Here is a 21,222-nt window from a genome sequence, read left to right as displayed (position 1 = left end):
CGCGCACGCCGGTTAGGGTCGGGACATGGCTACTCCTGACTTCATCCGCACCCTGCGCGCCTCGGCCGGACATCAGCTGCTGTGGCTGCCCGGCGTCACGGCCCTCGTCTTCGACGACGAGGGCCGGGTGCTGCTCAACCGCCGGGCGGACACCCGCAAGTGGTCGGTGATCGGCGGCATTCCCGACCCGGGGGAGCAGCCCGCGGCCTGCGCGGTGCGCGAGGTCGAGGAGGAGACCGCGGTGCGCTGCGTGGTCGAGCGGGTCGTGCTGATCCAGGCCGTGGAACCGGTGACGTACGGCAACGGCGACATCTGTCAGTTCATGGACATCACCTTCCGCTGCCGTGCCGTCGGCGGTCAGGCGCGGGTCAACGACGACGAGTCGCTCGACGTCGGCTGGTTCGACGTGGACGCGCTGCCCGAGCTGAACGAGTTCGGCAGCTTCCGCATCAAGCAGGCTCTCTCCGACGCGCCCACGTGGTTCGACCCCTCCTCCACATGGCTCGACCCCACTGGAAACCGCTGAACTGTGGGGTGTGACCACATGGGTCGACCGGGGCGTGCTGCCTAGGGTCGAGCCATGACCGCGCCCCGTGCCCTTCCGGCTCCCCACGACAGCTCCCTCGACCTCGGTGGCCGTACCGCGCTCGTCACCGGCGCCGCCGGCGGCATCGGCCGTGCCTGCGCCCTGCGGCTCGCGGCGGCCGGTGCCAAGGTCAGAGCCGTCGACCGGGACGCCGGCGGGCTGGAGGCGCTCGCCGCGTCGGCCGTGGACCTCGGCGGCAGCGTCGAACCGCATGTCCTGGACCTCACCGACCTGGACGCCGCCGAGTCCGCCGCGGCCGGGACCGACGTCCTGGTCAACAACGCCGGACTGCAGCTGGTCCGCCCCATCGAGGACTTCCCTCCGGACGTCTTCCACACGGTGCTCACCGTGATGCTGGAGGCGCCCTTCCGCCTCATCCGGGGTGCCCTGCCGCACATGTACGGGCAAGGCTGGGGCCGGATCGTCAACATCTCCTCCGTCCACGGGCTGCGCGCCTCGGCCTACAAGTCCGCGTACGTGGCCGCCAAGCACGGCCTGGAAGGACTGTCCAAGACCACCGCCCTGGAGGGCGCGGCCCACGGTGTCACCTCCAACTGTGTGAACCCCGCCTATGTGCGCACCGCACTGGTCGAGAAGCAGATCGCCGACCAGGCCCGCGCCCACGGCATCCCCGAGGAGCGCGTCGTGTCCGAGGTGCTGCTCCAGGACAGCGCGGTCAAGCGCCTCATCGAACCGGACGAGGTGGCCGACGCCGTCGCCTACCTGTGCGGCCCGCGGGCGTCCTTCGTGACCGGCACCTCGCTGGTCCTGGACGGCGGCTGGACCGCCCACTGAGGCACGAGCCGACCCCGGCCGGCCGTCGGCCGACGGAGTTGTCCACAGGCCTGACGGGGCGGCCGCCGGATGAGGAATCCTGAGACCCATGCCCCGCGATCACCCGCAGTCCGCCAAGCGCTCCGCCCTCGCCGCCGGAGCGCCGGACCGGCCCGCGCCGGGCGGCGCCCGGCCCGTGCCTGACGCCGCCCGGCCCGTGCCCCAGGCCGCCCGGCCTGCGCCCGACGCCGCCGAGGCGCCGTTCCTCGAGCTGCTGGCCCGCGGCGCCCCCGCCGAGGCGTACGAGCAGCCGGTGCTGCTGGCCCGAGCCGAGGGGCTGCCCGCCGAGCGGGTCGCCGCCCTGGACCGGGCCAAGCTGCTCGCGCTGCGCGTGCGCTCCGAGATGGAGGGGCGCCGCCGCCGGGAGGCGGAGCTGTCCGCGCTGTTCGAGACCGCCCACGACCTCGCCGGACTGCGCGACCTGGACGCCGTGCTGCGCGCGATCGTGCAGCGCGCCCGCTCCCTGCTCGGCACCGACGTCGCCTACCTCAGCCTGAACGACCCGGCCAGGGGCGACACCTACATGCGCGTCACCGAGGGCTCGGTGGCGGCCCGCTTCCAGCAGCTGCGTCTCGGCATGGGGGAGGGGCTCGGCGGCCTCGTCGCCCAGACCGCCCGCCCCTACGTCACCGACGACTACTTCCGCGACGGCCGCTTCCAGCACACCCATTCCATCGACAGCGGGGTGCGCGACGAAGGGCTCGTCGCCATCGTCGGGGTGCCCCTGACGCTCGGCGACCACGTCATCGGGGTGCTGTTCGCCGCCGACCGCCGCTCCCGGGTGTTCGAGCGGGAGCAGATCGCCCTGCTCGGCTCCTTCGCCGCGCTCGCCGCGGCCGCCATCGACACCGCCAACCTGCTCGCCGAGACCCGCTCCGCCCTCGCCGGCCTGGAGCGCGCCAACGAGATCATCCAGGACCGCAGCGCCGTCATCGAGCGCGCCTCCGACGTCCACGACCGGCTCGCCGAGCTGGTCCTGCGCGGCGGCGGAGTGCACGACGTGGCCGCCGCCGTCTCCGAGGTGCTGGACGGCACCGTCGAGTTCACCGAGGCCCCGGCGGCGCCCGCCGAGGCCCTGGAGTCCTCGCGCGCCGAGGGCCACGCCGTACGGCACGGGGACGACTGGACCGCCGCCGTCGCCGCCGGGGACGAACTGCTCGGCGCCCTCGTGCTGCGCGGCCACCCCGACCTCGACCCCGTCGACCAGCGGACCCTCGAACGCGCGGCCATGGTGACCTCGCTGCTGCTGCTGGCCCGCCGCTCCGCCGCCGAGGCCGAACAGCGCGTCCGGGGCGAACTGCTCGACGACCTGCTCGACGCCCGTGACCGCGACACCCGCCTGCTGCACGAGCGGGCCACCCGGCTGAGCGCCGACCTGGACGCCACCCACGCCGTGCTCGCCGCCCGGCTGGAGGGCGGCACCGCCGACGCCGACCAGGAGGCCGACGCCCGCAGACGGCTGTGGGCCGCGGCCTCCCACCTCGCCGCGACCCGGCAGGGCCTCGCCGCGGCCCGCGACGGCGGCACGGTCCTGCTGCTGCCGCTCGCCCCCGGCGACACCGCCACCGGCCTGGCCCGCCGCACCGCCCGCGAGCTCGGCACGGCCGTGCACGAACCGGTGACCGTCGGCGCCTCCGCCCCGGTCGGGCAGCTCCTCGCCCGCCCCGACACGGTGGCCACCGCCTACGCGGAGGCCCGGCGCTGCCTCGACACCCTGAGACTGCTCGGCCGCTGCGGCGACGGCTCCGCCGCCGAGGACTTCGGCTTCCTGGGCCTGCTGCTGGCGGGGGAGCGGGACATCGCCGGCTTCGTCGACCGCACCATCGGCCGGGTCGTGGCCTACGACGACCGCCGCGGCACCGAGCTGCTGCGCACCCTCGACGCCTACTTCGCCTGCGGCATGAGCCCCGCCCGCACCAAGGACGAGCTGCACGTCCACGTCAACACGGTCGCCCAGCGGCTGGACCGCGTCGGCCGCCTCCTCGGGGACGACTGGCAGAGCCCGGCGCGCGCCCTGGAGATCCAGCTGGCCCTGCGGCTGCACCGTCTGTCCGACATCACCCCGCCGCCCGCACAGCCCTGACCCCCGCACCGCCGGGGGCGGGGACGGGGGTCAGGGCGACGGGGCGGATCAGCGGGTGCGCGCCTCCTCGGCGGTCTCGGTCCTGACGGGCGGCGCGCCCGGCCCGTCCGCGGCGGACACGTCCGCCAGATCCCGGTGCCGGGTCTCCTTGGCCACCGCCACGGCGACGACCGTGAGCAGGCTCGCGGCGATGACGTAGAGCGCGATCGGGGTGGAGCTGCCGTAGTCCGACAGCAGCGCGGTGGCGATCAGCGGGGCCGGGGCGCCCGCCGCGACCGACGCGAACTGGGCGCCGATGGAGGCACCGGAGTAGCGCATCCGGGTCGCGAACATCTCGGAGAAGAAGGCGGCCTGCGGCGCGTACATCGCCCCGTGCATCACCAGGCCCACGGTCACCGCGAGCAGCAGGGCTCCGAAGCCCCCGGTGTCGATGAGCGAGAAGAAGGGGAACATCCACAGCCCCACGCCGACCGCGCCGATGAGATACACCGGACGCCGGCCCACCCGGTCCGACAGCGCACCCCAGGCCGGGATCACGGCGAAGTGCAGCGCGGAGGCGATGAGCACCGCGTTGAGCGCGGTCTGCTTGGACACCCCGGCCGAGGTGGTGGCGTACACCAGGATGAACGCGGTGATCACGTAGTAGCTGATGTTCTCCGCCATCCGCGCGCCCATCGCCACCAGCACGTCACGCCAGTGGTGGCGCAGCACCGCCACCAGGGGCATGCGCTCGGCGGGGGCGTCGGCCTTGCGGGCCTCGGCGCGCTGGAGTGCCTCCTTGAACACCGGCGACTCGTCGACAGAGAGACGAATCCACAAACCGACGATCACCAGGACCCCGGAGAGCAGGAACGGGATGCGCCAGCCCCAGGCCCCGAAGGCCGCGTCCGACAGCACGGCGGTCAGCAGCGACAGCACACCCGTCGCCAGCAACTGCCCGGCCGGCGCGCCGGTCTGCGGCCAGGAGGCCCAGAACCCGCGCCGGCGCGCGTCGCCGTGCTCGGACACCAGCAGCACGGCGCCGCCCCACTCACCGCCGAGCGCGAACCCCTGCACCAGCCGCAGCACGGTGAGCAGGACGGGCGCGGCGCTGCCGATGGTGGCGTGGGTGGGCAGCAGCCCGATCGCGAAGGTCGCCCCGCCCATCATCAGCAGGCTCAGCACGAGCAGCTTCTTGCGTCCGAGCCGGTCTCCGTAGTGCCCGAAGACCAGCGCGCCGATCGGCCGCGCGGCGAACCCGACGGCGTACGTCAGGAACGACAGCAGCGTGCCGACCAGCGGATCGGAGTCCGGGAAGAACAGCTTGTTGAAGACCAGCGCGGCGGCCGAGCCGTAGAGGAAGAAGTCGTACCACTCGATGGTGGTGCCGATGAGGGAGGCGGCGACGATGCGCTTGAGATTGTTCGGTGCTGGTGGAGCGGTAGAGGGCGACGACATCGGCACCACTTCCTGGGGATTCCGCGGGGACGTTTGCGTGTCGCCACACCGTAGGAACCCGCAGGTCAGGCGCACATGTGGCGGGACAACATAGTTCGAGGGTCGGCTATGCGCGCGACCACCATGCCGACGCATGGCCCGCTCGCCCGCGCGCGCAGCGTCCCGGCCGGCACCGTGCCTGGCGACGTACCGGGCGACCTCTCCTCCACCGACGCAGTGGCCGACGTGGACGACGTCGCGCAGGCCGAGGTGCGCCACCACGGCGACGGCGTCCGCCGCGTAGCGGTCCATGTCGTGCCCGCGGCCCACCTGGGCGGAACGCCCGGGTATGGAGCGGCGCCTGGGCCGGCGGATACCTCCGTCGTACCGGAGCTTCCTCTCGGGTGGGAACCCCAGCCACCGTGCCCGCCGCGCGGCCTCGTCGTCCGCGCCCCGCCGGTCACCGTCGTCCGGGGAGTCGGCCCATTCCCCGCTCCACCGGAGCAGGCAGATCCGCCAGTCGAACGCCGCGTTCTCCGTTACGCGCCGATGCTGTCACCGGCCGCTGACAACTCGTCAGGTGTGGACCTCTTCCGGCGGGGCATTCGCAAGCCTGGCGCCCCACCGTGGGACGGCTTCGGACGAGGGGAGAGGTACCGAGATGATCCTGCCGGCGGAGAAGGAGCTGCGTGCTGTGCTGGCCCGGTTCGCCCAGGCGCGTATCGAGCACGACGTGCTGCCCACCGGCCGCACCAGCCGGCTGCTCGAGGACGCCACCTACACGCTGTGCGTGATGACCGGCTCCCGTACCGCCGACGAGGCCCTGCGCGCGGCCGACGCACTGCTGGAGCAGTACCGGGCAGGCGGCACCGGCCTCCGCCGGGAGGACGAGACGCTGGCCGCGTGACGCCGCAGGGGTCGGCCGGTCAGCGCAGCAGCGGCAGTTCGTGCAGGTTGGTCTTCGCCAGCTCCAGCAGTTCGTCGCCCTGGCCCGAGAGCACCGTGCGCGTGGCGAACAGGGAGAAGCCCTTCACCTGGTCGTAGGTGAGGTTCGGAGGCAGCGACAGCTCCTGGCTCGCCGTGCGGGCGTCGACGACGGCGGGGCCGTCGAGGACGAGGGCCTCGCGCAGCGCGTCGTCCAGCTGCCCGGCCCGGTCGACCCGCACGCCGAAGATGCCGGCGGAGCGGGCGACGGCCGCGAAGTCGAGGTCGTCGAGGTCGGTGCCGTAGTTGACGATGCCGCCGGCCTTCATCTCCAGCTCGACGAACGACAGCGTGCCGTTGTTGAAGACGACGACCTTGACCGGCAGACGCAGATGGCGCAGCGTGATCAGGTCGCCCAGCAGCATGCTCAGCCCGCCGTCCCCGCAGAACGCCACGACCTGGCGCCGCCGGCCCGCGGCCGACTGGGCGCCGATGGCCTGGGGCAGCGCGTTGGCCATGCTGCCGTGGTTGAAGGAGCCGATCAGCCGCCGGCGGCCGTTCATCGTGAGGTAGCGCGCGGCCCACACGGTAGGTGTGCCGACGTCCGCCGTGAAGACCGTGTCGTCCGCCGCCAGCCGGTCCACCGCGGCGGCGACGTGCTGCGGGTGCATCGGCGCGTCGGTCGGCCTCGCCTCACCGAGCCGGTCCAGGTGGGAGCGCACGCGCCGGTAGTGCTTGGTGAGCTTCTCCGCGAACGCGCCGTCGGTCTTCGGCCGGAGCAGGGGCAGCAGCGCGGCGGCCGTGTCCTTCACCGTGCCCACGAGCGGCACCGTGACCCCGGTGCGCCGTCCGATGTGCTCGCCGCGGATGTCGACCTGGACGACGGGCACGTCCGGAGGCGGGTAGAACGGCCGGTAGGGGAAGTCGGTCCCCAGCATGAGCAGGGCGTCGCAGTGCTCCATGGCGCGGTAGCCCGAGCTGTAGCCGATGAGGCCGGTCAGGCCCACGTCGTAGGGGTTGTCGTACTCGAGGTGCTCCTTGCCCCGCAGCGAGTGCACGACCGGGGACCGCAGCGCGTCCGCCAGGGCCATGACCTCGGCGTGGGCGCCCAGGCAGCCGGCGCCGCCCAGGATCGTCACCCGGTCCGCGTCGTTGAGGACGCCGGCGGCCTCGGCGAGGGCGTCGCCGTCCGGCGTCACGTGCGACGCGGTCCTCAGGACCGGGCGCGCGAACGCCCCGGCGTCGCCGAGAGCGGCCAGCAGCATGTCCCCGGGGACCACGAGGACGGACACCCCGCCCCGTTCGACGGCCATCCGCATGGCGATGTGCAGCAGCCGCGGCACCTGCTCCGGGGTACTGGCGAGCTCGCAGTACACGCTGCACTCGCGGAACACGTCCTGCGGGTGGGTCTCCTGGAAGTACTCGCTGCCGATCTCCTCGCTCGGGATGTGGGCGGCGATCGCCAGGACGGGCACCCGGCTGCGCTGGGCCTCGTACAGGCCGTTGATCAGGTGGAGATTGCCCGGGCCGCAACTGCCCGCCGCGACGGCGAGGTGTCCGGTCAGGGAGGCCTCCCCGGCGGCGGCGAAGGCGGCCGTCTCCTCGTGCCGGACGTGCGTCCACCCGACGGTCCCGTTGCGGCGCAGCGCGTCGGTGAAGCCGTTCAGGGAATCGCCGGGAAGGCCGTGGACGCGGCGGACGCCGGAGGCGGCCAGTGCCTCGACCATGCGGTCTGCGACGGTCGTACTCATGGTGTGGCCCCTGTCTTCGGACTGCGTGGGGGAGAGAGGTCCCGTCGATCCCTGCGGCGGGCGTCGGCGCGGGCGGGACCGACGGCACCGGGAGCCGGCGTTACCCGAGCGGCTCGACCTGCGTGACGTTGTAGGACATGGAGGCGCGGAAGCCCATGCCCGCGCGGACGGGAGCCAGGTCCGCCAGTTCCTCGCCCGGTGCCTGGAGCAGCTCGATCTCACTGGTACCGGTCCACACCTCGGCCACCTGCTGGTCGGCGTAGTCCATGCGGACCAGTTCGTGCACCGCGGGCTTGTCGTACTTGCCGACCTCCAGCGTGGGGAAGTGCCGCAGGTTGATCGTGTCCCGGCTGAGCAGGGCCGACGGGTCCTCCATCGGGGCCTGGAGCGTCACCCGCGCCGTGGCGAGGGTCCGCTCGTCGCAGGAGAGGGACGCCCCGAAGCGGGCGCCTGGCGACAGCGTCGGCGAGGCCTTGCCCGGCGAGGCGAACACCCGCGTCTGATGCACGTTGCCGGCCTTCTTCGGGAAGCCCTGGATCCAACCACGGGCCAGCGCGTGATGGTTGTCGACGTAGATGTACGGGCACCACGACACCGGCCGGCCCTGGTGACGGGCGTCGACCAGCACGAAGAACTCCCGGTACTGGCTGCGGACGGGGTCGAGGTACTCGTCCTGCTCGCCGTTGAACTGCCAGTCCACGAAGAAGGCGACGACCCGGCCGGAGGTGTCCGGATCCGGGTCCAGTCCCTCCGGCAGCGTCGCCTCGGCCGCGGCGGGCTCCGTGAAGAACTCGACGCCGACGATGTCGCCGGCGTAGTGCCACGGCGGTGTCGGGGCGATGTTGGCCTCGCCCTTGGGGGACAGCGGGACGGCGTAACCCTTCAGCATGAGCGTCTCCTCCAGGTTCGTACGGCTCGGTTCAAAGGGGGTCGAGGGCGGACGAGTTGGGGAAGCGGAAGCGGGCGGACGGCTGCCTCAGGCGCCGGCGCGGCCCTCGGCGAGCCATTCCGCCTCATGGCCCGGATCGGGAAGGACGCGGCCCGCCTCGACCGCGGAGCGCGCCGGGCTGTCGAGGATCACCACCATGACGTGCTCCCGCGGGATGCCGGACGTACGCGACGCGGCCTCCGCGAGCGCGAGGGCCAGCCGTGTCGTCCCGTCCTGCGGATGACCGCGCCGCGCCCAGCCGTTGATCAGCAGGGGAGTCCCGGGACGGCCGCCGACGTGGACGTTCTCCGGTGGCATCTCCGCGAGGACGACGTTGACGTAGTCCGGCGGTACGTGGTTCATGTCGGAGTGGATGGTGGTGATGCCGGCGGCGAGTTCGTCCTTGACGTCGGGTGTCAGGGATCCCTGGACGTAGGTGCAGGTGTAGACGGGCATGAAGCGTCCTGGGTCGGGGGCACGGGTGTGAGGGGAACGGCACGCGGCGTGGCGGCCCGCCGTCCTGTGCGCCCGCGGCACCGCGTACTCTCCGGCGCGGTGACGACGCGGGCGGCCGGCGGCCGAGGCACCGAGTGAACTCGCCACCAGATGACCAGCATCACCCATTGGGCGGAGAGTCGCAGCTCGAAAGCGGGGTAGGGCGGCACGCACCGGGGTGGAGGGGGTGTGCGACCGTTGGGGGTATCGGCGCTTCCGTCCCGACCGGAGTTGCTCATGACCACAGCGCGTGACCTGGCCCTCGTCTCCGCCGACCCGCCGGGCGGGGCCGTCGTGGAGCGGGGCGACCTGTCCCTCGCACTCGCCGGGGCGGAGCTGATCGACCTTCTCGCGGCGGGCGCGCTCACCCTGGACGGCACCCGCCTCGTCCCCGGCGGGCCGCCGGGGACGAGTGACGCCCTGCTGTCCGAGGCGGCGGAGCGGCTGCGGGACGGCGGGCCCGGCGAGAGCGTGGAGGACTGGCTCTGGCGCCGTGGCCGCGACCTCGCCGCCCGCTACCGTGCCGTGCTCGAGGAGGAGGGGCTGGTGCCGCCCGAGCGACGCGGCCGCAACCCGCTGCGCCGGCACCGGGACGCAGCGGCCGACCCGTCGGCGGCCGCGCGGGCCAGGGAACGGTGGGCGTCGGGCGACCCCGTCCTCGGCGCCCTCGCGGCCGCCGCGGGGCTGACGGAACGGGGGAGCGAGGAGCAGTCCGACGGGCTCACCGACGACCACGCCGCCGTGCTGGCCGCCGTGCTCCAGGCGGTCACGGAACTGGCCGGCGAACGGCAGCGCAGGACGATCGAGGCCGCCGCCTTCGACAACATCTGGCGCGGTAACTGACGCACGCGCCCGGCCCGGCCGCCGGGGTGCGTGCGGGACGTGGACCACGCCTTCCGTGACCCGGTCCCGGCCGTCCCGTGTTGCCGCGCCCGCACAGCGGTGGTGGGATGGACACGCTCTTGCGTGCGACGCGGGAGGAGGTGACGCCGGGCGGCGCCCGCCCGCCCCCAAGCCGGCCGCCGTCCGTCGGACCTCGGTCACGGCGATCCGGCGCGCGACCGAACTCCTCTCTGTCCCACCCCAGTTGCAGTGCGCAGTCCGCACCCGCCGTCCACGGCGTCCGAGCCGCCCGAGCGGCGTCGAACCGGCCTCGGGGGCTGCCGCTGCCGGCCCCGGAGTCACGCCATGAACACTTACCGAGTCGCGCAGGTACCCACCGCGAACGGATCCTTCGAGATCGTCGAACGCGAGCTGCCCCGTCCGGGCTTCCGTCACGTGCGCATCGCCGTGGAGGCTTGCGGGGTCTGCCACAGCGACGCCCTCTTCGTCTCCGCCGGCATGCCCGGTACGCCGTTCCCGCTCGTCCCCGGGCACGAGGTCGCCGGACGCATCGACGAACTCGGTGACGGCGCCGAGGACATGGGCTGGCAGGTGGGGGAGCGGGTCACCGTCGGCTGGTTCGGCGGCAGCTGCTGGCACTGCGTCCCCTGCCGCCGGGGCGACTTCATCGTCTGCGACAACCTCAAGATCCCCGGCTACGCCTACGACTGAGGCGACGTCGGTTCGCGGAGGCGATCGTCGCTCCCGTCGACGCCCTGGCCCGTATCCCCGAGGCGCTGACGGCCCCCGAGGCGGGACCCATGGCCTGCGCGGGCGTCACGACGTACAACGGGCTGCGGCGCAGCTCCGCCCGGCCCGACGACCTGGTGGCCGTGCAGGGCATCGGCGGCCTGGGGCACCTGGCGGTGCAGTTCGCGGCGGCCATGGGCTTCGAGACGGTGGCCGTCGCGCGGGGCGCCGACAAGGCGGACTTCGCCAAGCAGCTGGGCGCCCATCACTACGTCGACAGCACGGCGGGGCCGGTCGCGGAGGCCTTGCGGTCGCTGGGCGGCGCCAAGGTGGTCCTGGCCACCGCGGGCAACGCGGAGGCCATCGCCTCGACGGTGGACGGCCTCACCCCGCGCGGTGAGCTCGTCGTCGTCGGCGCGACCGCCGACCCGATGCCGATCAGCCCCTTCCAGCTGATCCTTCAGGGCCGGCTGGTGCGCGGTCACCCGTCCGGGACCGCGCAGGACGTGCAGGACACCATGACCTTCGCCGCCCGGCACGGCATCCGCCCCCTGACGGAAACCCTGCCGCTGAGCGAGGCGAACACCGCCTACGGCAAGATGATGGACGGCAGCGCCCGGTTCAGGATGGTCCTCACCCCCTGACCCCGCCTGCCCGACCCTCGTGAACGGCCCCGTGCGCGAGTCGCGCGCACGGGGCCGTTCACGGGCGTCGGGCCTACTACCTCAGGCCGCCGTGCCGTCGCTGTCCCGGTACGTCTCCAGGACGCGCAGCCACACCTCGCTGATCGTCGGGAACGCGGGGACCGCGTGCCACAGCCGGTCCACCGGCACCTCACTGGTGACGGCGACGGTCGCCGAGTAGAGGAGTTCCTGCACGCCGGGGCCGACGAAGGTCACGCCGACGATCGTGCGGCGCGCGCTGTCCACGAGCACCCGTGCCTTGCCCCGGTACCCCGTCGCGTACTGGACCGCGCCGGCGACACTGCCGATGTCGTAGTCCACGACGTCGACCTTCAGGCCCGCGCGTTCCGCGTCCCGCGCGGTCAGGCCCACGGACGCCACCTCGGGTTCCGTGAACACCACTTGGGGGACGGCGGCGCTGTCGGCCGTCGGGGCGTGCCGTCCCCACCTGCCGTCGTCGAGCGGCTCGCCCTTGGCCCGCGCCCCGATCACGGCACCCGCGATGCGCGCCTGGTACTTGCCCTGATGGGTCATCAGCACACGGTGGTTGACGTCGCCGACGGCGTAGAGCCACCCCTCGGGGACGTCCGTGACGCGGTAGGAGTCGTCCACGGACAGCCAGTCGCCCGGGGTCAGGCCGACGGTGTCGAGACCGATGTCCCCGGTGTGCGGCGCGCGGCCGGTCGCGAACAGGATCTCGTCCGCGACCAGGGAGTTCCCGTCGTCCAGGGTGATCCGTACCGGACCGTCCCCTCCGTCGTCGCGGGCGACGGAGGCCACCGACGTGCCGAACCGCAGGTCCACCCCGGTCTCGCGCAGCGCGTCCGCGACCATCTCCCCGGCGAACGGCTCCATCCGGCCGAGCAGTCCGCCGCGCCCGCGCACCAGCATGGTCACCCGGGACCCCAGCGCCTGGAACGCCGTGGCCATCTCCACGGCCACCACGCCGCCGCCCACCACCGCGAGGCGCTCCGGCACCTGCCGGGCGGCCGTCGCCTGCCGGTTGGTCCACGGGCGGACGTCCTCGAGCCCCGGCAGGTCGGGGAAGGCGGTGACCGTGCCCGTGCACACACCGACGGCGTGCCGCGCGGTCAGCCGTACGGTCTCCCCGTCGGGGGTGTCCACGACGACCTGGCGGGGGCCGTCCAGCCGGCCGTGCCCGCGCACCAGGTCCACGGAGACGGAGTCGAGCCATGCGACCTGGTCCTCGTCCTGCCAGTGCGCGGCCATCTCGTCGCGGTGCTCGAAGACGGCCGCGACGTCCAGGGGGCCCTCGACCGCCCGCCGGAGTCCGGGGACGCGCCGGGCGTCGGCGCGCGCCAGCACGGGCCGCAGCAGCGCCTTGCTCGGCTCGCACGCCCAGAACGAGCATTCACCGCCGAGCAGTTCGTTCTCCACGATGACCGTGGTGAGTCCGGCGGCGCGGGTGCGCTCGGCGAGGTTCTCCCCCGTCGGTCCCGCACCGAGAACCACCACGTCGTAGGCCGGGGAAGTGCCGTTCATGCCCGCTCCCGTGGTCGTCGGCTGGTCGGCTTGGCCATGTCCTCCCCAGTGTGCTCCTCCGGGCACGACATCGCCCGGCGTGCGGTGACGCACCGCCCGGCCGCTCCCGGTCCGGTACGGAGCGGCACGTAGCATGGCGCCATGTCACGCGTCGCGCGGAAGGACCCCGCTGAGCAACGGCCCGAGCCCCTCACCCCGGACGAGGAGGCCGTGGTGCGCTCACTCAGCCGCGTCATCTACGCGCTGCCCCGCGCCATCGACGCCGACATGCTGCGCGAGCAGCGCATGTCGCTCGTCGAGTACCTGGCGCTGGTGAGCCTGTCGGAGGCCCCGGACCGGCAGCTGCGCATGAGCGAACTCGCCGCGTCGGTCGAGATGTCCCTCAGCGGCATGACCCGCCTGGCGACGCGGCTGGAGACCCAGGGGCTCATCCGTCGGATCCGGTCCGAGGAGGACGCCCGGGGTCTGAACGCCCGGCTGACCGACGCGGGCCTGGCCCGGCTGGAGGAGGCGTGGCCCAGCAACCTCGCCTCGGTGCGGCGCCACTTCCTCGACCACCTGACGGAGCTGGACCTCAGGAAGCTCGCCGCGGCGCTGCAGAACGTCGCCACATGACCGTGCGGCGGACCCGTGAGATCCGCCGCAGCGTCGCGTCCCGGAGCGGGAGGCGCGTCACCGGCCCGCCCTCCGTGGCGTCCGCGCCCGTCACCAGGCGCTGGAGCCGCCGTCGACGGCGTAGTTGGCCCCGGTGATGTACGACGCCCGGTCCGAGGCGAGGAAGGCGGCCAGCTCCACCACCTCCTCGGGGCGCCCGAAGCGCTTGAGGAGCGTCTTGGCGGTGATCGCCTCGCGCAGCGCCTGGTTGTCGCCGAGGTCCCGGTCGCTGGCCGGGGTGAGCACCGGACCCGGGCTGACGGCCACCGCGCGGATGCCGTGCGGGGCGCCCTCCAGGGCCATCTGCCGGGTCATGCCGATCACTCCGGCGTTGGCGGCCGTGTGCGCCACCATCGGGGGGTGCGCGCCGGCGATCATCCCCGCCTCCGAGGCCACGTTGATCAGCACGCCGCCGCCACGCGCGACCAGATGCGGCCAGGCGTACTTCGACACGAAGAAGGGGATGTCGAGTTCGCCCGCCACGGTCGTCCGCCAGTCCTCCACGGAGAAGTCCGGCAGGGGACCGAAACGCTGCAGGGCCGCGTTGTTGTAGACCACGTCCAGGCCGCCGTACACGCCCGCGGCGTTCTCCACCAGCTCGCGCACCTGCTCGGGGTCGGTGAGGTCGACCGGCGCGAAGCCGGTCATCAGGCCGCCCGCGGCGCGCACCATGTCGACCGTCCCGGCGTTCCCGTCGGGGTTGATGTCGGCGCCGACGACGCGCGCGCCCTCCCTGGCGAAGACCAGGGAGGCGACCCGTCCCATGCCGCCGCCGGTTCCGGTGATGAGGACGATCTTCTCGTCGAGTATGCCCATGAGGAAAAGCTCCAGATCCGGTGTCCGTGCCACATGCCGGACATGTCCTTGCTTGACGAAGCAAGTGTGCGTCGCGCGGACCCGCGCGTCAAACGACGTCGTGAACGGGGGAGAGCCGGCGTCGTCCGGTGGGTGCGCGGGTCAGCGGCCGGGCAGGCGCTCCGTGATCTCCTGCACGATCCAGCCGTTGCCGTCCGGGTCGTCGAAGGACAGGAACGAGCTGTAGCTGCGTCCCTCGGGGTCGCGGCCCGACAGCCGTGCCTTCGTGCCCCCGTGGTGGAAGACCCCGCCGGCGTCGTGGAACACCTCGCTCACGGTGACACCCCTGCGCGCCAGCTCCTCGCGGGCCGCCTCGATGTCCCGCACGACGAGGTGCAGTCCCTCGGCCGATCCCGGCGCGGCCTCGCTGACCTGGTCACCGAAGATCACCGAGCAGGCGGACCCCGGCGGTGTCACCTGCACCACGCGCAGACCGTCGTCGGCGGTGAAGTCGGCGTCGAGCCGCCATCCCAGACCTTCGTAGAAGCTCTTCGCACGGTCGACGTCGGACACCGGAACCACTGCCACTTCGAGCTTCATGTCCATGGTGGACCCTTCCTGTTCTGCGTCGGTCACGCCGGCTCCGGACGGAACCGCCGTGCGGTCACGGGGACAGCAGCTGCTGCCCGCCGTCGATGTCGTACGTGGCGCCCGTCACGGCCTCGTTGCACATCAGGTGCACGGCCAGTGCGGCCACGTCGTCCGGGCCGACGACCCGCCTGATCGGGAGGGCGGCGCGCAGCTGCTCCCGCCGCGCCTCCAGCCCGTCGCCCAGCAGCGACGCGGACAGCGGCGTGTCGACGAAGCCGGGCGCGACGAGATTGACCCGCACCGGTGCCAGTTCGAGTGCCAGATTCGCGGTCAGGGCGGGCAGTGCGGCGGTGAGGGCCGACGTCACGGCCCCGCCGACGGAGGGGCGGCGGCCACCGGTGCCGCCGACGAACACCAGCGTCCCCGCGTCACGGACCACGGCGGCGCCGTACTTGGCGACGCCGAGGCTGAGGGCGAGGCGCTGCCCGAAGACGGCACGCGCCTCGTCGACGTCCATCTCGGCCAGCGGCATGTACCAGGGGGCGCCGGCGGTCGAGACGACGTGGTCGACCGCGCCGGGCAGGTCCGCGAAGAACCGCCGCAGGGCGTCGGGGTCGGCGGCGTCCACGGTCGCCGTCCGCTCCGCCCCGACGTCCGCCGCCGCTCGATCCAGCCGTTCCCGGTCGCGTCCGGCCATCACCACCCGGGCACCGTGCGCCCGTGCCTGACGTGCCGTCGCCAGTCCGATGCCGGAACTCGCGCCGATCACCACCACGGTCTGGCCCGCCAGGTCACGGGGGAGAGGGGCGTCGCTCGCCATGGGTGCCTCCGGCGTCGGTGCGCGGGACGGCCCGGTCACGGACCCGGGCGGCAGGGTCCCGCATCAGACAAGGGACGGGCCGCCGCGCAACTGGGGGTACAGCGCGGTGGGCCCTTCCGGCAGGGCCGCCCGGACCCGCCGGCTGACGTCGTCGCCGAGCACCTCGGGCTGCCCGGCCGCGACGCCGTCGAGGGCGGTGCGGGCCACCTCGCCGGGGTCGGACTTCGGCCCCGGCACGCCCGCCGCCATGTCGGTCGCGAGATAGCTGACGTGCAGGGCGGTGACCTGGGTGCCCTGGCCGGCGAGGGCCAGGCGCAGGGCGTTGGTGACCGACCACTCGGCGGCCTTCGCCGCGGCGTACCCGGCGCTGACCGGGATGGACACCCAGGACAGCACGGAGAGGACGTTGACGACGGCGCCCCCGCCGTTGCGTCCGAGCACCGGGGCGAAGGCCCGGCTCATCGCGAGCGTGCCCACCACGTGCGTCTCGAACTCCCGCCGGAACGCATCAAGATCGCCGTCGAGGATGTGGGCGCGGGTGGTCGACCCCGCGTTGTTCACGAGCAGCGTCACGTCCGGAGCCGCTCGGGACGCCGCGGCCACGGAGTCGTGGTCGGTGATGTCCACGGCCACCGGGACCGCCCCCGGTACGGCGACCTTGCCGGGGTCGCGGGCTCCCGCGTAGACCTTGGCCGCCCCCGCGTCGAACAGGGCGCGTACGAACTGCTCCCCGAGTCCTCGGTTGGCGCCCGTCACGAACGCCACGGATCCTTCGAGCTTCATGGAGACCTCCCCCGGCGCGGGGACAGCCGCCACGGACCACCGGTCGGGAGGCGGTTCGAGGCCGTGGCCGGCCGTTCCGACGCTACAGCGCGGGGCTGCGCGCCACCACTCGAACGGCCGAGCGGGCACCCGGCGTCCAGGCGCCCGTGGCGCGTCGGAGCGGGCCTCATCCTCCCTGGAGCAGACGGTCGAACGGCTGGGGATCGTCGTAGGGGTGGTCGGCGGGCGGTGTCTCGTCCCGCCGGCCCACCTCGCGGGCCAGTTCCCGCGCCGCCCGCCCGACTGCTACGCGAAGAAGGGACTTCGTTCCCCGCCGTTCCGCTCGACGCCGTCGGCCGACCGGCCGTGCCGGGTGCCGGTGCGCGACGGCGCGGACCGGGTGTGTCCGTGCGCGTCGTTGAGTGGCGTGACCGCCGGTGGCCGGCTCGGCTCAGGTCGCGACCTTGTGCAGCGCCGCGGCCAGCTGCCCGAGGTCCAGGCCCGCCAGATGGTCCAGGAAGTACCGGCGGACGGCGGCCAGGTTGGTGGGCCATGCCTCCTCCAGCCGTCGGAGGCCCGCGTCCGTGAGGGCCGCGTTCCAGCCCCGGGCGTCCTCCGGGCAGCGGGTCCGCCGGACGAACCCCTGGCTTTCCAGCCGCTGCACGACGCGTGTGGTGCCGCTCAGTGACATCTCGCAGGCGTCCGCGAGGTCGCTCATGCGCAAGCGGCGGTCCGGGGCCTCCGACAGGTGCATCAGGGCCAGGTACTCCGTGTTGGGCAGCCGCTGCTCGCGCACCATGTCCGCGTCGATGGCGCGCGGCAGCGCGTGGATGAGCCGGGGGAGGGCCCGCACCACGGCTTCCTCGTCGGGGGTGAGAGGTCGCGGCCCGGCCGGGGCGGGATCTGGAGTCGCGGTCGCCATGCCCAGATGGTTGCACGGCGAAGTATCTTCGGCAAACGTCGCGCCGTTCCGGGGCGTCCGCCCACCGTCAGGGGCCGGGAGGGGTGCCGATCCGCCGGCCGAGGTCGAGTTCCACGCCGTCGGGCTTCTGGAGCCCGGCCTCGAGGAGCCGCTCGACGCGGTGCGCGTTGACCGGGCGGCCGGACGTGCGGAAGAACGCCGAGAGCGCGGCGCCGAACTCCTCGACGGGAGGCTCGGTGACCGCGTCGACGAGCGACTTGGTCTCCCGCACGGCCGTCCTGTCGAACCCGGCGATCCTGCGGGCGAAGCCGTCGACGACGCGTTCCAGCTCACCGTCCGGCAGGACGCGGTTGACGTAGCCGTACCGCTCGGCGAGGTCCGCGGGGAAGTCGTCGGCGCCCAGGAGGATCTCCAGCGCACGCCCCCGGCCCAGCATCCTGCCCAGCCGTCCCGTGGGATCGCCGCCGGGCACCGACCCGACACCGACCTCGAAGTGGCCGAGGACGGCGTCCGGCCCGGCGAACCGGATGCCGGTGGCCAGCGCGAACTCGCTGCCGGCACCGCGGGCGCGGCCGTTGATCTCGCTGACGGTGACGGCGGGGACCGTGGCCAGGCGGTACACGTTGTCGGCGTAGGGGTGCAGGCCGGAGGCCGCCGATTTCATGGCGGCCACCCGCGAGCGGTCCGCCGGCATGTCGTAGTGCGCCATGAAGAAGTCCGGGTTGGCGCTGCGGAACACCACCACCGTGAGCTCGGGAGCCCGCTCGATGCGGGTGATCAGGTCCGCCAGCTGCTCGATGGTGTCGGGGTCGATCAGATTGATCTCCCCGTTGGAGAAGGTGACCCGCCAGTAGGAGGGGCTGATCTCCCGGACATCGAACTGGGTCTCGCCGCTCATCGGCTGCTCCCGTCTGCGGGGGAGGGGGGCGGACCCCGTGGTCCGCTGCCCAATCCAGGCCAGTACCGCCCGAATGCCCTGCGCGGAGGACCTGGGTCGGCAGGCGTCCGCCCCCTCGCCGACTTACTTGACTCGTCAAGCACATAGTCGTACCTTCGTCATGAAATTGCTTGGCGAGGCAATTTCTTCGTGATTTCCCACGCTGTTTCCGCACGAAAGGTCGGTCATGACCAAGATTGGCATCATCCTCGGCAGCACCCGCCCGGGCCGCAACGGCGAGGCCGTGGCCCGCTGGGTGCACGAGGTCGCCGCCCGGCGCACCGACGCGGAGTTCGAGATCGTCGATCTCCTCGACTACGAGCTCCCCGTCCTGGACGAGCCGTACCCGGCGTCCCTGGGCAACTACACCCGGCCGCACACCGGACCCTGGGCCGAGAAGATCGCGTCCCTGGACGGGTTCGTCATCGTGACGCCGGAGTACAACCGCTCCGTGCCGGGCGCCCTGAAGAACGCCATCGACTACCTCTACGCCGAGTGGAACAACAAGGCCGTCGGGTTCGTCAGCTACGGATCGGTCGGCGGCACCCGTGCCGTGGAGCACCTGCGCGGCATCGCGGGGGAGCTGCAGCTGGCCGACGTCCGCTCGCAGGTGGCCCTCTCCCTGTTCACGGACTTCGAGAACTTCAGCACCTTCAAGCCCGCGGACGTCCAGTACGCCACCCTGACCACCACCCTGGACCAGGTGGTGGCCTGGGCCAAGGCGCTGGAGCCGCTGCGCGCCGCCTGAGCGGCAGCGCCCCGGCCCGCCCGGACGGGACGCCGGTGCCGGCCCGGGACAGCCCCGGGCCGGCACCGACGGCCGTGTTCCGGCGAGATGTGCCGTACGCCCACCGGACCGCGGCGTGATGGTGTGTCATCGGGGCATGGCGGTCGAGGTGGGCATGGGGCCCGAGGTGGGCGGGGCGGGAGCCGGCGGGCTGGACGAGGCCGTGCGGGCGCTGCGGGAATGGCAGCACGAAGGGGCGCCCGTACAGCTGCACCCGGGGGACGTGGGCTGGTTCCTGCGGTTCGGTGACGGCGCGGCCGCTGAGGCGGTCAGGGTGTGGCGGCGCGGCGGAGAGACCGTCGCCGTCGGCCTGCTGGACGGCCCCGACCTGCTGCGTCTGGCCCTCGCGCCCGACGCCCGGCGGAACGAGGACGTGGCGCGGCGGCTCACCGCGGACCTCACGGACCCCGGGCGGGGTGTCCTGCCCGGGGGGACGGTGTACGTCGAGGCCCCGCGGGGCGCGCTGGTCCGGGAGACCCTCGCCGACGCCGGCTGGAAGGACGACGAGCCGTGGACACCCTTGCACCGTGACCTCGCCGCTCCGGTGCCCGGCACGGGCGTACGCATCGAGGTGACCGGACCGGACGATGCGCGGGTGCGCAGCGCCGTGCAGCGGGCCGCGTTCGCCAACTCGGCCTTCACGGAGGACGCCTGGCACGCGATGGCCGCCGCCCCGACGTACGCCGACGCCCGCTGCCTGGTCGCGTACGACGAACGGGGCGACGCCGTGGCGGCGGTGACCGTGTGGTCGGCCGGCCCGGGGCGTCCCGGGCTGCTGGAACCGCTGGGGGTGCACCGGGACCATCGCGGCCGGGGCCACGGCCGGGCGGTCACCCTCGCCGCGGCGGCCGCACTCCGGGAGCTGGGCTCGTCGAGCGCCGTGGTGTGCACCCCCAGCTCCAACACGGCCGCCGTCGCCACCTACGCGTCGGCCGGTTTCCGGCGTCTTCCCGAGCTCCGGGACCTGCGCCGGGACGCGGCACCCCGGCCCGCCGCGGTACCGCGCCCGGCTGGGTGATCACCGGTGGCGGGGCACAACGCCCGCTCATAGCTTCGGCTCCATGAACAAACGTCACATCGTGTATCTCGCCTGCACCACCGCCGTCGTGGCCGCGGGGATCGGTGCCGCCCCGTCGTCCCATCTGACGACCGTGCACCGCGTGCAGCCGGGGCAGTCCATCCAGAAGGCCGTGGACGCGGCCAAGTCGGGGGACACCGTTCTCCTGGCCGCCGGCACCTACAGGCAGAGCGTCGACATCAAGAAGTCCGGCATCACCCTGCGGGGTGACGCCGCGGGCCGCACCGTGCTGCGGCCGGCCGCGAAGGCGGGCACGTCCGCCTGTGCCAAGGCAGGCAACGGCGTCTGCGTCACCGGCACCGACAAGAAGCCGCTCAAGAACGTCTCCGTACGCCACCTGACGGTGCGTGGATACGCCAAGAACGGGGTGTGGGCCACCGCGACCGACAACCTCAAGGTCCGCCACGTCATCGCCGAGAAGAACGGTCAGTGGGGCATCGCCCAGGAACGTTCCGTGCGCGGCGTGCTCAGCCACAACGTCACCCGGAAGAACGGCGACGCCGGACTGTTCGTCGCCAACACCGTCGACACCGAGGAAGGCGCTCGGGACGCCAAGAAGACGGTGATCCGCTACAACAAGACCGCCGAGAACCGCGTCGGCGTCACCGTGCGCCGGCTGCGGAACCTCAGCGTCGACCACAACGAGGCCACCGGCAACTGCGCCGCCGTGTTCGTCGTGGGCGACGAGTCCAAGCCCCGGGCCGGCCACCTGAGCGTGTCCTGGAACAACATCCACGGCAACAACAAGTACTGCGCCAAGACGCCCCGGCTGCCCTTCCTCCAGGGCTCGGGCATCGTCCTCACCGGTGTCGAGGAGACCCGCGTGGCCTTCAACCGGGTCGAGAACAACAAGGGCACCTCCCCGCTGTCCGGCGGCATCGTGCTGTTCAAGAGCCTCGTCGGCACGCCCAGCGAGCGCAACGACGTCCGCGACAACCTGGTGACCGGCAACAGCCCGGCCGACCTGGCCAACCGCGACACCGCGAAGACCAACACCTTCAGCCGCAACACCTGCACCCTCTCCGAACCCGCAGGAATGTGCTGACCCGTCAGCCCTCCCCACCCCACCCCCCACCCACGGCACAACAGCAGAAGCGAGGC

Annotated in this window: 20 protein-coding genes and 1 pseudogene; 10 read left to right on the top strand and 11 right to left on the bottom strand. The window is 73.2% G+C overall.

Translation table 11 applies throughout. The features are described 5' to 3' along the window. Nucleotides 1–25 precede the first annotated feature (25 nt). The 3 genes from F3L20_RS22290 to F3L20_RS22280 all read left to right on the top strand — a co-directional run bounded on the left by F3L20_RS22290 (nt 26) and on the right by F3L20_RS22280 (nt 3,503). Nucleotides 26–526, top strand: coding sequence for an NUDIX hydrolase (locus tag F3L20_RS22290; protein ID WP_150155875.1), 501 nt, complete (start codon nt 26–28; stop codon nt 524–526). A gap of 54 nt (nt 527–580) precedes the next feature. After that, nucleotides 581–1,381, top strand: a complete 801-nt coding sequence (locus F3L20_RS22285) for a 3-hydroxybutyrate dehydrogenase (RefSeq protein WP_150155874.1) — start codon at nt 581–583, stop codon at nt 1,379–1,381. Between the two features lie 88 nt (nt 1,382–1,469). Next, complete coding sequence (locus F3L20_RS22280; protein WP_206338813.1) at nt 1,470–3,503, top strand: helix-turn-helix domain-containing protein; 2,034 nt, start codon at nt 1,470–1,472, stop codon at nt 3,501–3,503. A gap of 48 nt (nt 3,504–3,551) precedes the next feature. Here F3L20_RS22280 and F3L20_RS22275 read toward each other — a convergent pair whose 3' ends face one another. Further along, nucleotides 3,552–4,940 carry an MFS transporter gene (locus F3L20_RS22275; RefSeq protein ID WP_167534582.1) on the bottom strand — a complete coding sequence of 463 codons (1,389 nt, stop codon included), beginning with the start codon at nt 4,938–4,940 and terminating at the stop codon, nt 3,552–3,554. 640 nt (nt 4,941–5,580) lie between these two features. Here F3L20_RS22275 and F3L20_RS22270 point away from each other — a divergent pair. Next, nucleotides 5,581–5,826, top strand: coding sequence for a DUF5133 domain-containing protein (locus tag F3L20_RS22270; protein WP_150155873.1), 246 nt, complete (start codon nt 5,581–5,583; stop codon nt 5,824–5,826). A gap of 19 nt (nt 5,827–5,845) precedes the next feature. On the opposite strand, the gene poxB is transcribed toward F3L20_RS22270, so the two are convergent. From poxB to F3L20_RS22255, 3 genes are all read right to left on the bottom strand, one after another. Next, nucleotides 5,846–7,594 carry a ubiquinone-dependent pyruvate dehydrogenase gene (poxB, locus tag F3L20_RS22265; RefSeq protein ID WP_150155872.1) on the bottom strand — a complete coding sequence of 583 codons (1,749 nt, stop codon included), beginning with the start codon at nt 7,592–7,594 and terminating at the stop codon, nt 5,846–5,848. Between the two features lie 100 nt (nt 7,595–7,694). After that, entirely contained in the window at nt 7,695–8,483 is a 789-nt protein-coding gene (locus F3L20_RS22260; protein WP_150155871.1) for an acetoacetate decarboxylase family protein, read from the bottom strand. Between the two features lie 87 nt (nt 8,484–8,570). Further along, on the bottom strand, nt 8,571–8,978 hold the full coding sequence (locus tag F3L20_RS22255; RefSeq protein WP_150155870.1) for a tautomerase family protein: 408 nt from the start codon (nt 8,976–8,978) through the stop codon (nt 8,571–8,573). Nucleotides 8,979–9,254: 276 nt separating this feature from the next. Here F3L20_RS22255 and F3L20_RS22250 point away from each other — a divergent pair, with 276 nt between their 5' ends. Beyond that, a complete protein-coding gene (locus F3L20_RS22250; RefSeq protein ID WP_150155869.1) occupies nt 9,255–9,860 on the top strand; it encodes a GOLPH3/VPS74 family protein in 606 nt (201 codons plus the stop codon). Between the two features lie 345 nt (nt 9,861–10,205). Continuing rightward, nucleotides 10,206–11,233 (top strand): annotated as a pseudogene (locus F3L20_RS22245) (alcohol dehydrogenase). A gap of 81 nt (nt 11,234–11,314) precedes the next feature. Here F3L20_RS22245 and F3L20_RS22240 read toward each other — a convergent pair. Then, on the bottom strand, nt 11,315–12,775 hold the full coding sequence (locus tag F3L20_RS22240; protein ID WP_150155868.1) for a dihydrolipoyl dehydrogenase family protein: 1,461 nt from the start codon (nt 12,773–12,775) through the stop codon (nt 11,315–11,317). Nucleotides 12,776–12,916: 141 nt separating this feature from the next. On the opposite strand from F3L20_RS22240, the gene F3L20_RS35335 reads away from it, so the two are divergent. Further along, nucleotides 12,917–13,390 carry a MarR family winged helix-turn-helix transcriptional regulator gene (locus tag F3L20_RS35335; RefSeq protein WP_150155867.1) on the top strand — a complete coding sequence of 158 codons (474 nt, stop codon included), beginning with the start codon at nt 12,917–12,919 and terminating at the stop codon, nt 13,388–13,390. 90 nt (nt 13,391–13,480) lie between these two features. On the opposite strand, the gene F3L20_RS22230 is transcribed toward F3L20_RS35335, so the two are convergent. The 6 genes from F3L20_RS22230 to F3L20_RS22205 all read right to left on the bottom strand — a co-directional run bounded on the left by F3L20_RS22230 (nt 13,481) and on the right by F3L20_RS22205 (nt 18,217). Continuing rightward, on the bottom strand, nt 13,481–14,245 hold the full coding sequence (locus F3L20_RS22230) for an SDR family NAD(P)-dependent oxidoreductase (protein ID WP_150155866.1): 765 nt from the start codon (nt 14,243–14,245) through the stop codon (nt 13,481–13,483). Between the two features lie 141 nt (nt 14,246–14,386). Then, a complete protein-coding gene (locus F3L20_RS22225) occupies nt 14,387–14,830 on the bottom strand; it encodes a VOC family protein (RefSeq protein WP_150157461.1) in 444 nt (147 codons plus the stop codon). A gap of 58 nt (nt 14,831–14,888) precedes the next feature. Further along, the gene (locus F3L20_RS22220) at nt 14,889–15,635 is read right to left on the bottom strand and encodes an SDR family oxidoreductase (protein ID WP_150155865.1); all 747 of its coding nucleotides are present in this window, start codon (nt 15,633–15,635) and stop codon (nt 14,889–14,891) included. Nucleotides 15,636–15,698: 63 nt separating this feature from the next. Then, on the bottom strand, nt 15,699–16,418 hold the full coding sequence (locus F3L20_RS22215) for an SDR family oxidoreductase (protein WP_150155864.1): 720 nt from the start codon (nt 16,416–16,418) through the stop codon (nt 15,699–15,701). Between the two features lie 430 nt (nt 16,419–16,848). Further along, entirely contained in the window at nt 16,849–17,319 is a 471-nt protein-coding gene (locus F3L20_RS22210) for a MarR family winged helix-turn-helix transcriptional regulator (protein ID WP_150155863.1), read from the bottom strand. Nucleotides 17,320–17,386: 67 nt separating this feature from the next. Further along, a complete protein-coding gene (locus F3L20_RS22205) occupies nt 17,387–18,217 on the bottom strand; it encodes an enoyl-CoA hydratase/isomerase family protein (protein ID WP_150155862.1) in 831 nt (276 codons plus the stop codon). 226 nt (nt 18,218–18,443) lie between these two features. On the opposite strand from F3L20_RS22205, the gene F3L20_RS22200 reads away from it, so the two are divergent. The 3 genes from F3L20_RS22200 (at nt 18,444) to F3L20_RS22190 (ending at nt 21,166) form a co-directional block, all read left to right on the top strand. Beyond that, nucleotides 18,444–19,004 carry an NADPH-dependent FMN reductase gene (locus F3L20_RS22200; RefSeq protein ID WP_150155861.1) on the top strand — a complete coding sequence of 187 codons (561 nt, stop codon included), beginning with the start codon at nt 18,444–18,446 and terminating at the stop codon, nt 19,002–19,004. 136 nt (nt 19,005–19,140) lie between these two features. Continuing rightward, nucleotides 19,141–20,061 carry a GNAT family N-acetyltransferase gene (locus F3L20_RS22195; protein WP_382682419.1) on the top strand — a complete coding sequence of 307 codons (921 nt, stop codon included), beginning with the start codon at nt 19,141–19,143 and terminating at the stop codon, nt 20,059–20,061. Nucleotides 20,062–20,104: 43 nt separating this feature from the next. Further along, entirely contained in the window at nt 20,105–21,166 is a 1,062-nt protein-coding gene (locus tag F3L20_RS22190) for a right-handed parallel beta-helix repeat-containing protein (protein ID WP_150155860.1), read from the top strand. Nucleotides 21,167–21,222 lie beyond the last annotated feature (56 nt).

This window comes from Streptomyces tendae, from assembly GCF_008632955.1.
Classification (GTDB): Bacteria; Actinomycetota; Actinomycetes; order Streptomycetales; family Streptomycetaceae; genus Streptomyces.
Note: the sequence above shows the minus strand (reverse complement) of the source record. Positions and strands in the feature narration are given on the sequence as shown.